General features: G+C 68.1%; 10 protein-coding genes. 9 read left to right on the top strand and 1 reads right to left on the bottom strand.

The window, feature by feature from the left end; all coding sequences use genetic code 11:
* Window positions 1-32: 32 nt before the first annotated feature.
* Window positions 33-1601 carry a protein adenylyltransferase SelO gene (locus ACTJKF_RS07555; protein ID WP_440622949.1) on the bottom strand — a complete coding sequence of 523 codons (1569 nt, stop codon included), beginning with the start codon at window positions 1599-1601 and terminating at the stop codon, window positions 33-35.
* A gap of 164 nt (window positions 1602-1765) precedes the next feature.
* Between ACTJKF_RS07555 and ACTJKF_RS07550 the strand changes: the two genes are divergently transcribed.
* The 9 genes from ACTJKF_RS07550 to ACTJKF_RS07510 all read left to right on the top strand — a co-directional run bounded on the left by ACTJKF_RS07550 (window position 1766) and on the right by ACTJKF_RS07510 (window position 12740).
* Entirely contained in the window at window positions 1766-3409 is a 1644-nt protein-coding gene (locus ACTJKF_RS07550) for a 3-(methylthio)propionyl-CoA ligase (RefSeq protein WP_440622948.1), read from the top strand.
* 188 nt (window positions 3410-3597) lie between these two features.
* Complete coding sequence (locus tag ACTJKF_RS07545; RefSeq protein ID WP_440622947.1) at window positions 3598-5682, top strand: 3-hydroxyacyl-CoA dehydrogenase NAD-binding domain-containing protein; 2085 nt, start codon at window positions 3598-3600, stop codon at window positions 5680-5682.
* A gap of 47 nt (window positions 5683-5729) precedes the next feature.
* Window positions 5730-6362: a bifunctional nicotinamidase/pyrazinamidase gene (pncA, locus tag ACTJKF_RS07540; RefSeq protein ID WP_440622946.1), complete on the top strand. Its 633-nt coding sequence runs from the start codon at window positions 5730-5732 to the stop codon at window positions 6360-6362.
* A gap of 49 nt (window positions 6363-6411) precedes the next feature.
* Window positions 6412-7590: an acetyl-CoA C-acyltransferase gene (locus ACTJKF_RS07535; RefSeq protein ID WP_440622945.1), complete on the top strand. Its 1179-nt coding sequence runs from the start codon at window positions 6412-6414 to the stop codon at window positions 7588-7590.
* A 306-nt stretch (window positions 7591-7896) separates the two neighbouring features.
* On the top strand, window positions 7897-9297 hold the full coding sequence (locus tag ACTJKF_RS07530) for a GGDEF domain-containing protein (RefSeq protein WP_440622944.1): 1401 nt from the start codon (window positions 7897-7899) through the stop codon (window positions 9295-9297).
* A gap of 524 nt (window positions 9298-9821) precedes the next feature.
* Window positions 9822-10136 (top strand): Dabb family protein, encoded by a 315-nt coding sequence (locus tag ACTJKF_RS07525; protein ID WP_440622943.1) that lies wholly within the window; start codon window positions 9822-9824, stop codon window positions 10134-10136.
* Window positions 10133-10612: a PaaI family thioesterase gene (locus ACTJKF_RS07520; RefSeq protein ID WP_440622942.1), complete on the top strand. Its 480-nt coding sequence runs from the start codon at window positions 10133-10135 to the stop codon at window positions 10610-10612. Before ACTJKF_RS07525 ends, ACTJKF_RS07520 begins: the two co-directional genes overlap by 4 nt.
* Window positions 10613-10720: 108 nt before the next feature.
* Complete coding sequence (locus ACTJKF_RS07515; RefSeq protein WP_440622941.1) at window positions 10721-11719, top strand: NADP-dependent oxidoreductase; 999 nt, start codon at window positions 10721-10723, stop codon at window positions 11717-11719.
* Between the two features lie 61 nt (window positions 11720-11780).
* Complete coding sequence (locus tag ACTJKF_RS07510; RefSeq protein ID WP_440622940.1) at window positions 11781-12740, top strand: alpha/beta hydrolase; 960 nt, start codon at window positions 11781-11783, stop codon at window positions 12738-12740.
* Window positions 12741-12750: the final 10 nt, after the last annotated feature.

Raw genomic sequence — 12750 nt, 5'->3', positions numbered from 1 at the left:
GTTCTCCTGATCGGTCGGTCGGGTCGTGCGGATCACGACGAGCAGCTCACTTCGAGCGACCCGGCCCAGTCGGGCGGCAATGCCGCATACGCTTCATGTTCCGGTTGTTCGTCGAACGGCCGGCGCAGGATCCGTGCGAGTCGTTCGACTTCGGAAAAATCCTTCTCTTTCGCGCGCCGGATCGCGACTTCGGCGAGATGGTTGCGCAGCACGTATTTCGGGTTCACGCGATTCATCGCGTCCGCGCGGGCCGCGTCGTCGCGCGTCTCCTCGGACAGCCGCGCACGGTACAGGTTCGCCCACGCATCGAATGCGTCGCGATCGATGAACAGGTCGCGCACCGGCGCGTCACGGCTCGCGTCGCGCTTCGAAATTTGCGCGAGGCGGCGGAACGTCAGCGTGAAGTCCGCATGGCTCGCGTGCATCGTTTCGAGCAGCTTGTTCGCGAGCTCGGCGTCGTGCTCGCGTTCGAGCGCGAGGCCGAGCTTCGCGCGCATCGCGCGTTCGAGCGCGGGGCCGAAGCGTTCGGGAAACGTCGCGAGCACGGCTTGCGCGTCTTCCACCGCACGCTCGGCGCGCGCGTCGTCGTCGGCGATGCCGTGCTGCAGCCCGATCAGCGGCAGCAGCGCCTGCGCGAGGCAGTAGCAGTTCCAGTGCGCGATGCGCGGCTGCATCCGGTACGCGTAGCGGCCGCTCGTGTCGGAGTGGTTGCAGATGTGGTTCGCGTCGAACGAGTCGACGAAGCCGAACGGGCCATAGTCGATCGTCAGTCCGAGGATCGACATGTTGTCGGTATTCATCACGCCGTGGCAGAAGCCGACCGCCTGCCATTGCGTGACGAGGTCGGCCGTGCGCAACGTTGCGGCTTCGAGCAGCGCGAGATACGGATCGTCGGCGTCGCGGCAGGCCGGATAGAAGCGGTCGATCACGTGATCGGCGAGCTGGCGCAGCAGGTCGGGGCGATCGTTCGAGAAGAAGTGCTCGAAGTGGCCGAAGCGCACGAAGCTCTCCGACACGCGCGTGACGACGGCCGACGTCTCGATCTCCTCGCGCACCACCGGCTGGTCGGAGCCGATCACCGTGAGTGCGCGCGTGGTCGGAATGCCGAGGTGATGCATCGCTTCCGAACACAGGAATTCGCGGATCGACGAACGCAGCACCGCGCGGCCGTCGCCCATCCGCGAGTACGGCGTGCGGCCGCCGCCCTTGATCTGCAGTTCGTAGCGCCGGCCGTCGGTGCCGGGCAGTTCGCCGATCGTCAGCGCGCGGCCGTCGCCGAGCTGGCCGGCCCACACGCCGAACTGGTGACCGGAATACACCGACGCGTACGGCAGCGCGTTTGCGGGCCAGTCGCGCGTCGGGTTGCCGGCGAACAGCTCGGCGAAGGCGGGCTGCGTGGAGAGCGATGGCGGCAGGCCGAGCAGGTGCGCGACTTCATCGGAACAGCCGACGACGTACGGCGCGGGCAGCGGCGCGGCCGGCAGCCGCGTATGAAACGCGTCGCCGAGCGTGACGAACGCGCCGGCAGCGGGCGCGCCGAGCGTCGCGGCGAGGTCGGGGAGAGTGTCAGCCGTATCGGCTGCGCTTCGGGAAAACGACATGTTGAGCGCCTCTGGGTAAGCCGATATTGTAAGGCGGCGCCGCGCCGCCCGCATGGCGGCCCGCGCGCGTTGCGCCAGCCCTGTCCGGGCCGTGGACGGGTTGCAGGCCGGCGCACCGCTGCGAGGCGGGTCACCGATTCGCGTCCTTCCGGGAGAACAAGACGATGGGTAAGCCGTTGCTGGGCCAGATGATGGACATGCCGTTGCTGGTGTCGTCGCTGATCGCGCATGCCGCGCGTTACGCCGGCGACACGGAGATCGTGTCGAGGCGCGTGGAAGGCGACCTGCATCGCTACACGTACCGCGACTGCGAGCAGCGCGCGAAGCGGCTCGCGCAGGCGCTCGCACGGCTCGGCGTCGAATCGGGCGAGCGCGTGGGCACGCTGGCCTGGAACGGCTACCGGCATCTGGAGGCGTATTACGGGATCGGCGGGATGGGCGCCGTGTGCCATACGATCAACCCGCGCCTCTTTCCCGAGCAGATCGCCTACATCGTCAATCACGCGGAAGACCGCTACGTCTTCTTCGACATCAATTTCGCGCCGCTCGTCGATGCGATCGCGCCGCAGTGCCCGCACGTGAAGGGCTGGATCGCAATGACCGACGCCGCGCATCTGCCGTCCGGCGCGACGCCGTACCTGTGCTACGAAACGCTGGTGGAAGCGGAGGACGGCCGCTACGACTGGCCGCGCCTCGACGAGCTGCAGGCGTCGGGCCTCTGCTACACGTCGGGCACGACCGGCCACCCGAAGGGCGTGCTGTATTCGCATCGCTCGACGGTGCTGCACGCCTATGGCGCCGCGCTGCCCGATGCGATGAACCTGTCGGCGCTGGACGCCGTGCTGCCCGTCGTGCCGATGTTCCATGTGAACGCGTGGGGGCTGCCGTACGCGGTGCCGCTCACGGGCGGCAAGCTCGTGCTGCCCGGCAAGGACCTCGACGGCAAGTCGCTGTACGACCTGATGGAGGCCGAACGCGTGACGTTCTCCGCGGGCGTGCCGACCGTGTGGCTCGGGCTGCTGAACTACATGCGCGAGGCCGGCGTGCGCTTTTCGACGCTCAACCGCACGGTGATCGGCGGCTCCGCTTGCCCGCCCGCGATGCTGCGCACGTTCGAGGACGAATACGGCGTGCGCGTGATCCATGCGTGGGGGATGACCGAGCTGTCGCCGCTCGGCACGCTCGCGAAGCTGAACTGGGCGCAGTCGCAGCGGCCGCTCGACACGCAACGCCGGCTGCTCGAGAAGCAGGGGCGCGTGATCTGCGGGGTCGACATGCGGATCGTCGGCGACGACGGGCACGAACTGCCGTGGGATGGCGTCGCCTTCGGCGAGTTGCAGGTGCGCGGGCCGTGGGTGATCGATCGCTACTTCAAGAGCGATGCGTCGCCGCTGTCGGACGGCTGGTTTCCGACCGGCGACGTCGCGACGATCGACCCCGACGGCTTCCTGCAGATCACCGACCGCAGCAAGGACGTGATCAAGTCGGGCGGCGAGTGGATCAGCTCGATCGACCTCGAGAACGTCGCGATCGCGCACCCGGGCGTCGCCGAAGCCGCCTGCATCGCGTGCGCGCACCCGAAATGGACCGAGCGTCCGCTGCTCGTCGTGGTGCCGCGCGAGGGCGCGAACCTGACCCGTGACGCGCTGCTCGCATTCTACGAGGGCAAGGTCGCGAAATGGTGGGTGCCCGACGACGTCGTGTTCGTCGAATCGCTGCCGCACACCGCGACCGGCAAGCTGCAGAAGCTGAAGTTGCGCGAGACGTTCCGCGACTACGTGCTGCCCACGGCGGTCTGCGCGCCGTAAGCGTCGGCCACCGACGGCCTGCCGCATGGTCGCCCGATCCGTCCCCCGGATCGGGAAAAATTCAAATTGAACGACCGTGCTTTTTTGTTGTATGCTGCCTCCGTTCGATCCGGACATGCGGCCGTTCGACCGCGCACAATGAAGCTGAAGCGCAGCCACCCCGGCGCGCGATGCATGGAGGCAGGCAGATGGCAGTGGATTACTCGACTCGCGACGGCGTGGCCGTCATCACGCTCAACAATCCGCCCGTCAACGGGCTCGGCCTGTCGACGCGTCAGGGTGTCATGGACGCGCTCGATCGCGCCGCGCAGGATCCGTCGGTCACGGCGATCGTGCTGACCGGCGCGGGCCGTGCGTTCTCGGGCGGCGCCGACATCACCGAATTCAATACCCCGAAGGCCCTGCAGGAGCCGACGCTGCACACCGTGATCCGCGCGGTGGAGGCGAGCGCGAAGCCGGTCGTCGCGGCGCTGCACAGCGTCGTGATGGGCGGCGGCCTGGAGCTCGCGCTCGGCGCGCATTATCGCGTCGCGGCGCCCGGTGCGCAGGTCGCGCTGCCCGAAGTGAAGCTCGGCCTGTTGCCGGGTGCGGGCGGCACGCAGCGGCTGCCGCGCGCGGTGGGGCTCGAAACCGCGCTGAACATGATCGTGTCGGGCGCGCCGGTGCCGTCGGAGCAGCTTGCGACGAGCGGGCTGTTCGACGAAATGGCCGACGGCGACCTGCTCGACGCGGCCGTCGCGTTCGCGCGCAAGGCCGGTGGACAGAAGGGGCCGCATCCGCGCGTGCGCGATCGCAAGATCGTCCACGAGAATGCCGCGGGCTTCATCCAGTTCGCGCGCAATTCCGCGCGGGCGGCCGCGCCGAATTTCCCCGCGCCGCACAAGTGCATCGATGCGATCGAGGCCGGCGTGCTGAACGGTTTCGACAAGGGCAGCGTTGCCGAACGCGACGGCTTCGTCGCGCTGATGATGACGCCGGAAAGCCGCGCGCTGCGGCATGCGTTCTTCGGCGAGCGCGCCGCGAGCAAGATTCCCGACGTGCCGGCCGATACGCCGGTGCGCGAGATCCGCCGCGTCGGCGTGATCGGCGCGGGCACGATGGGCGGCGGGATCGCGATGAATTTCATCAACGCGGGCCTGCCCGTCACGCTGCTCGAGACGAAGCAGGACGCGCTCGAGCGCGGGCTGGCCACGATCCGCAAGAACTACGACGCGCAGGTGAAGAAGGGCAAGCTCACGCAGCAGAAGCTCGACGCGCGCATGGCGCTGATCACGCCGACGCTGTCCTACGACGACCTGAAGGATGCGGACCTGATCGTCGAGGCCGTGTTCGAGGAGCTCGGCGTGAAGGAGCAGGTGTTCGGCCGGCTCGACGCGGTGGCGAAGCCCGGTGCGATCCTCGCATCGAACACGTCGACGCTCGACGTCGACAAGATCGCCGCGTTCACGAAGCGTCCGCAGGACGTCGTCGGCATGCACTTCTTCAGCCCCGCGAACGTGATGAAGCTGCTCGAGGTCGTGCGCGGCGCGCAGACCGCGAAGGACGTGCTCGCGACCGTGATGGCCGTCGCGAAGAAGATCCGCAAGACGGCGGTCGTGTCGGGCGTGTGCGACGGCTTCATCGGCAACCGGATGATCGAGCAGTACATCCGCCAGGCACTCTTCATGCTCGAGGAAGGCGCGCTGCCCGCGCAGGTCGATCGCGCGATCGAGAAGTTCGGTTTCGCGATGGGGCCGTTCCGGATGAGCGACCTTGCCGGCAACGACATCGGCTGGGCGATCCGCAAGCGCCGCTATGTCGAGCAGCCCGATCTGCAGTACTCGAAGATCGCCGACCGCCTGTGCGAGCAGGGCCGCTTCGGCCAGAAGACGGGCGGCGGCTGGTACGACTATGTGCCGGGCGAGCGCAAGGCGAAGCCGTCGGCGCTCGTCGACGAGATGGTCGTCGCGTATTCGAAGGAGCGCGGCGTCGAGCGGCGCAAGATCGGCGACGACGAGATCGTCGAGCGGCTCGTGTTCGCGCTCGTCAACGAAGGCGCGAAGATTCTCGAGGAGAAGATCGCGTCGAAGGCGTCCGACATCGACATGGTCTATCTGACCGGTTACGGCTTCCCGCTGTGGCGCGGCGGCCCGATGCTGTACGCGGACATGGTCGGCCTCTACAACGTCGAGCGGGCGATCCGCCGCTACGCGGCCGCGCCGAACGGCGATGCCTGGCAGCTCGCGCCGTCGATCGTCGAACTGGCACAAGCCGGGCGCGGCTTCAACGGCTGAGGGCCCGCGTGCGCGACCGCCCGGCCGGGCTCGCAAGGAGAAACGCAATGAGACGCACTGACGACGTGTTGCTCGTGATCGACGTGCAGTACGACTTCATGCCGGGCGGCGCACTCGCGGTGCCGGACGGCGATGCGGTCGTGCCGGTGATCAACGCGCTCGCGCAACGCTTCGACCAGGTCGTGCTGACGCAGGACTGGCACCCGCGCGAGCACGTGTCGTTCGCGGCGAACCACCCGGGGCGAGAACCGTTCTCGACGCTCGCGCTGCCGTATGGCGAGCAGGTGTTGTGGCCCGTGCACTGCGTGCAGGACACCGATGGCGCGGCGCTGCATCGCGACCTCGACATCCCGCATGCTCGGCTCGTGATCCGCAAGGGTGGCGACGCACAGGTCGACAGCTATTCCGCATTCGTCGAAGCCGACCGCACGACGCGCACGGGGCTCGCCGGCTATCTGCGCGAGCTCGGCGCGAAGCGCGTGTGGTGCTGCGGGCTCGCGACCGACTATTGCGTCGCATGGTCCGCGCTCGATGCGCGTGCGGCGGGCTTCGAGGCCGCGGTGATCGACGATGCGTGCCGTGCGATCGACCTGAACGGGTCGCTTGCGCACGCATGGCAACAGATGCAGGCAGCGAGCGTCGCGCATGTGACGTCCGCAGGCGCGCGCCCGACGGCGTAGCGCATTCCCATCCGATTCAGGACATGAAGCAGGACCGAAGGAGACTCGCATGACCGAAGCCGTAATCGTATCGACCGCACGCACGCCGCTCGCGAAATCGTGGCGCGGCGCCTTCAACATGACGCACGGCGCGACGCTCGGCGGCCACGTGGTCGCGGCCGCGCTCGAACGCGCGAAGCTCGACCCCGCGCGCATCGAGGACGTGATCATGGGCTGCGCAAACCCCGAGGGCGCGACCGGCGCGAACATCGCGCGGCAGATCGCGCTGCGCGCCGGGCTGCCGGTGAGCGTACCGGGGATGACGGTGAACCGTTTCTGCTCGTCCGGGCTGCAGACGATCGCGCTCGCCGCGCAGCGGATCATCGCGGGCGAGGGCGACGTGTATGTCGCGGGCGGCGTCGAATCGATCTCGTGCGTGCAGAACGAGATGAACCGGCACATGGTGCAGGAAGGATGGCTCGTCGAACACAAGCCCGAGATCTACTGGAACATGCTGCAGACGGCGGAGAACGTCGCGAAGCGCTACGGGATCGAGAAGGCGCGCCAGGACGCATACGGCGTGCAGTCGCAATTGCGGGCCGCGGCCGCGCAGGAAGCCGGGCGCTTCAACGACGAAATCGTGCCGATCACGGTGCGCGCGGGAATTGCCGACAAGGCGACGGGACGGTTGTTCACCCAGGAGGTGACGGTGTCGGCCGATGAAGGCATTCGGCCCGACACGACGCTCGAAGGTGTATCGAAGATCCGGTCGGCCGTGCCGGGCGGCGTGATCACCGCGGGCAACGCAAGCCAGTTCTCGGACGGTGCGTCGGCGTGCGTGGTGATGAACGCGGATGTCGCGCAGCGCGAGGGGCTGCAGCCGCTCGGCGTGTTCCGCGGCTTCGCGGTGGCCGGTTGCGAGCCGGACGAGATGGGCATCGGCCCGGTGTTCGCGGTGCCGAAGCTGCTGAAGCAGGCGGGGCTGAAGGTCGACGACATCGGCCTGTGGGAATTGAACGAAGCGTTTGCGGTGCAGGTGCTGTACTGCCGCGACACGCTCGGGATTCCTGATGACCGGCTGAACGTGAACGGCGGCGCGATCGCGGTCGGCCATCCGTACGGCGTGTCGGGCGCGCGCCTGACCGGCCACGCGCTGATCGAAGGCAAGCGGCGCGGCGTGAAATACGTGGTCGTCACGATGTGCATCGGCGGCGGGCAGGGAGCTGCCGGACTGTTCGAAATCGTCTGACGTGAGATCGTGGGCGGCCGCGGCTTGCCGGGAGGGACGCCGCGGTCGCGAATCGGCAGTGCGCAGGCGCGATTCGTAAGGCTCGGGAGGTAAAGCGTGCCGGTTCGAAGCTGCCGTTTCCCCTTACTTGTCAAATGAATTGCGGGACCTATACTTGCTCTGACATTTGCCTTTCGTCGGGATGAGCCCGCGCGTGCATCGCATCGACGCACGCGACGCGTTTCCGGTAGCCGGCGCAGACGATGCATCACGCGTTTCCGGTGCCGCGAGCGTTCGAATCACGCAGCAGACCGAACGGGGACCGAATTGAGCACGACCTATGCAGCCGGGGAACCGCCGCGCGTCGTCAGCGCGGCCGCGAGGCTCTACGCGAAATGCCTGCTGGTCGGATTTGCATTGCTGCCGGCCTATCTCATTGCCTATCTGTGGTTCTTCAGCGACCCGCACGTCCTGTTCGAGAGCCATGCATTCCATGAACTCGCGATCGCGGCCGCGACCCTCGAGGGCGCGTTCGTCACCTACGTGACGTGGGTATGCTACCGCTCGTCCGGCGAGCCGCTGCTGCGCTGGCTGACACTCGGCTTTCTCGGCTTCGCGATGATCTATGCGATGCACGGTCTCTTCACCGGGATGGCGCACCACAATATCTGGCTGTTCCTGCTGTACGGGCCCGCGTCGCGGTTCGTGATGTCGGCCCTGCTGCTGACCGGCCTGCTGTCGTATTCCCGGCCGCCCGATCGCATCGAGAAGCGGACACGCGCGGGAACGTGGCTGCCATGGATCGTGTTGTTCCTGGTCGTCAACGTGGCGGTCGCGTACATCGCGTATTCGCCGGTCGCGGGCGCGTTCGGCACGCGCACGTCGATGGAAGGCGGCGCGCTCGTGTTTTCGCTGCTGAACGTCGGCCTGCTGCTCGCGCGGCGCATCCGCTCGCCGTTGATGGTGATCTACGGCGTGTCGATCATGGCGTTCGCGCTGTCGTCGCTCGCCTTCCTGCTCGGCAAGCCGTGGAATCACATGTGGTGGCTCGCGCATGCGATTTTCGCGGGCGGCTTCTTCCTGTTGAGCTATGGCGTCGTGCAGGCGTTGCAGACGACGCGCTCGTTCTCCGCGATCTACAGCCAGGAAGATCTGATGAGCCGGCTGTCGGAATCGATGGCACGCACCGAGAGTGCGCTGCAGGAATTGCGGCGCACGAACCAGAAGCTCGAATACATGGCGGCGACCGATCCGATGACGGGCGCGTCGAACCGCCGCCAGTTCATCGCGCAGGTGGAGCGCGAGATCGTGCGCGCGGAGCGCGACGGCACGCCGTTCTGCCTGCTGGCGCTCGATCTCGACAACTTCAAGCACATCAACGACGCGTACGGGCACCAGATCGGCGACGAAGTGCTGCGCGGCGTCGTGCGCCAGTGTCTCGAGGCGATCCGCCCGGCCGGTGCGCTGGCGCGTGTCGGCGGCGAGGAGTTCATGGCGCTGTTGCCCGAGATGCCGCTCGAGGGCGCGCGGATGACGGCCGAACGCGTGCGTTCGTCGATCGCGAGTGCGCCGTTCGGGCTCGACTTCAAGCGCGTGCAGGTGACGGTCAGCGTCGGCGTCGCGCAGTACGGTGTCGACGGGGGCACGGTCGATGCGTTGCTGCGCGCGGTCGATGAAAGGCTGTATCAGGCAAAGCGCGACGGACGCAATCGCGTGGTCGCGCACTGACGGCCGGCCGCCGCGCCAGCGGCACGGTGACGCGCGGGGAGGCAACGCAACGGCGTGCTGCGCTGCGCAGTCCGTTTCGTGCGCAACCTGAATCGACGAAGCCCCGCAGGCGGATGCGCTTGCGGGGCTTCGTTTTGCCGGCGCGCTATCGCGACGCGACGGCTGCTGCATGCTCCGGCTGCGCGTCCTGCATGCGCCGCGTTGCTGTTGCCGTTGCCGACGGTCCCGCCGGACCGCCGATCGCACGATCGCCCCATCGGGTGCGTCAATTTGGTAGGCTTGGTGCCTGCCGTCGTGCGCCGGATCGCGTCGACGCATATCGATGCGACGCAAAAGCGGCGTATCGTCGCCGGAAATACCGGACGACAGCCGAGACTCTGCGCGTTGCGTCCCGGCTTGCCCGCAACCGCGGGCAAACAGCACAAGCAGCACAAGCAGCGCAGACTGACAACCGACGGGGCGCGTCGCCCGCCGCGGATGCGGCGAACCGGCGGCGTGCCTTTCAACGAACTGGAGCAACGGAAGTGATCAGACATATCGTCATGTGGAAGCTGAAGGAATCGGCCGAAGGCGGCACGCGCGCGCAGAACGCGCTGAAGCTGAAGGAAAAGCTCGAAGGCTGCCGCGACCTCGTGCCGGGCATCCTGCAGCTCGACGTCGGCATCGCGACGCCGGGCCTCGAGGCGACGTCGGACGTCGTGCTCGTGTCCGATTTCACGGACCAGGCCGCGCTCGATGCGTACCAGGTGCACCCGGTTCACCAGGAAGTGAAGAAATTCATCGTGGCGGTGGCCGAGTCGCGCCAGTGCGTCGACTACCTGTCCGGCAGCGCACGATGAGCGACGCGGCATCCCCGGCGGACGGCCCGTCGATCGAAAGCCCGTTCGTCGATCTGCTCGGCGTGCGGCTGGTGTCCGCGAAGGACGGCGCGAGCGAGATCGTGCTGCCGCTCGACGAGCGGCACATGAACACGTGGGGCATCGCGCACGGCGGCGTGACGATGACGCTGTCGGACATCGCGCTCGCGATGGCCGCGCGCAGCCTGACCGACGACGGCGTTGGTGTCGTCACGGTCGAGATGAAGGTGAACTTCATGCAGCCGGGCCGCGGCGAACTGCGCGCGTACGGCCGCGTGATGCATCGTTCGACGACGATGGCGTACTGCGAAGGCGAAGTGCGCGACAGCGACGGCAACTTCGTCGCGAAGGCGCTCGGCACGTTCAAGTACATGCGCCGGCTCGCGGTGGGCCGCGACATCAAGCGGCAACGCTCGCGCACGGCGCCGGATGCGCAGCCCGGCCCGAGCGACGCGTAAGCGCCGGGACGCGCGGCCCCGCCTGATCGAAGGCAGGGCCGCTTTGTCTTGCGGCATGGCTTCACAGCGGGAGGGCGATTCGGTGCGCATGAAGCCAAGGAGACAGCAATGAATACGGTCAACCGCCGGATCCTGCTCGTGTCGCGCCCGCAAGGCGCCGCGAGCATCGAGAACTTCCGGCTCGTCGAAACGCCGCTCGTGCCGCTCGCCGACGGCGAACTGCGGGTACGCAACCATTTCCTGTCGCTCGACCCCTACATGCGCGGACGCATGAACGACGCGAAGTCGTACGCGGTGCCGCAGCCGTTGAACGAGGTGATGATCGGCGGCACGGCGGGCGAGGTGATCGAATCGCGGCACCCGGAGTTTGGGGTCGGCGAGCAGGTGGTCGGCCAGTTCGGCTGGCAGGAATACGGGACGTCGGACGGCAGCGGGCTGCGCAAGGTCGACACGTCGCGGGTGCCGCTGTCGGCCTGGCTCGGCGTGACCGGGATGCCGGGCGTGACCGCGTGGGTCGGGCTGAACCGGATCATCGCGCCGAAGGCCGGCGAAACCGTCGTCGTCAGCGCGGCGAGCGGCGCGGTCGGCAGCGTCGTCGGGCAGCTCGCGAAGCGCGCCGGTTGCCGCGCGGTCGGCATCGCGGGCGGCCCCGACAAGTGCCGCTACGTGGTCGACACGCTCGGCTTCGACGCGTGTGTCGACTACAAGGCCGGCCGGCTGGCCGATGACCTGGCCGCCGCGACGCCCGACGGCGTCGACGGCTGCTTCGAGAACGTCGGCGGCGCGGTGCTCGACACGACGATGGCGCGGATGAACGCGTTCGGCCGGATCGCCGTGTGCGGGATGATCGCCGGCTACGACGGCGTGCCCGTGCCGCTTGCGAACCCGGGCCTGATCCTGCGCTCGCGGCTGACGATGCAGGGCTTCATCGTGTTCGAGCATCCCGACGCGTGGCCGCCCGCGCTGGCCGAATTGAGCGCACTGGTCGCGACGAAGCAGCTGCATTACCGCGAGACGATCGCCTATGGGCTCGAGCGGGCGCCGGACGCCTTTCTCGGGCTCCTGAAAGGCCATAATTTCGGCAAGCAGCTCGTGCAGCTTGTCTGACCCGTGCGTGGCATCATGTGACGCTTGTCCGCTCACGGCGCAGCACGCGCCGTCCTTACCGATGCCGCTGAATCCGAAGATCGCCCAGATACTCGACATGGTCGAGCGCGCGAAACGTCCGTCCTATCACCACCAGACGCCGCAGCAGGCGCGCGCCGCGTACGAAAGGAGCGCGCCGATTCTCGACGTCGCGCCGGCGTCGATGTATGCGGTCGAGGCCTGCGTCGTGCCGACCCGCGACGGCCGCACGATCGGTGCGCGACTGTACCTGCCGGTCGAGCCGAGCCTCGCCGAACCGCTGCCGGCGCTCGTCTATTACCACGGTGGCGGCTTCACGGTCGGCAGCGTCGACACGCACGACGCGTTGTGCCGGATGTTCGCGCGCGACGCGCGCTGTGCCGTGTTGTCGGTCGACTATCGGCTGGCGCCCGAACACAGATTTCCGACCGCGGTAAACGATGCCGAAGATGCGTTGCGCTGGCTGCATCGCGAGGCTGCCGCGTTCGGCATCGACGCCGCGCGGCTCGCGGTCGGCGGCGATAGCGCCGGCGGTACGCTCGCGACCGTCTGCGCGGTGCTCGCGCGCGACGCGGGCATCGAGCTTGCGCTGCAGATGCTGATCTATCCGGGCGTGACGGGCTACCAGGACACCGGGTCGCACGCACGGCTCGCGAACGGCTACCTGCTGACACAGGACACGATCCAGTGGTTCTTCACGCAATACGTGCGCGACCGGTCGGACCGTGACGACTGGCGTTTCGCGCCGCTCGACGGCACGCGCGATGCGCCTTCGTTCGCCGGTGTCGCGCCGGCGTGGATCGCGACGGCCGAATACGATCCGCTGAGCGACGAGGGCGTCGCGTACGCGGACAAGCTGCGCGCGGCCGGCAATGCGGTCACGCTGGTCTGCTATGCCGGGATGATCCACGAGTTCTTCAAGATGGGCGGCTACGTGCCCGAGGTGCGGGCCGCGCACGCCGATGCGGTGGCGGCGCTGCAGGCCGCATTCGAAGACGTTTGACGGTTGACGG

Origin of the sequence: Burkholderia sp. 22313 (assembly GCF_052045245.1) — a bacterium.
Classification (GTDB): Bacteria; Pseudomonadota; Gammaproteobacteria; order Burkholderiales; family Burkholderiaceae; genus Burkholderia.
Note: the sequence above shows the minus strand (reverse complement) of the source record. Positions and strands in the feature narration are given on the sequence as shown.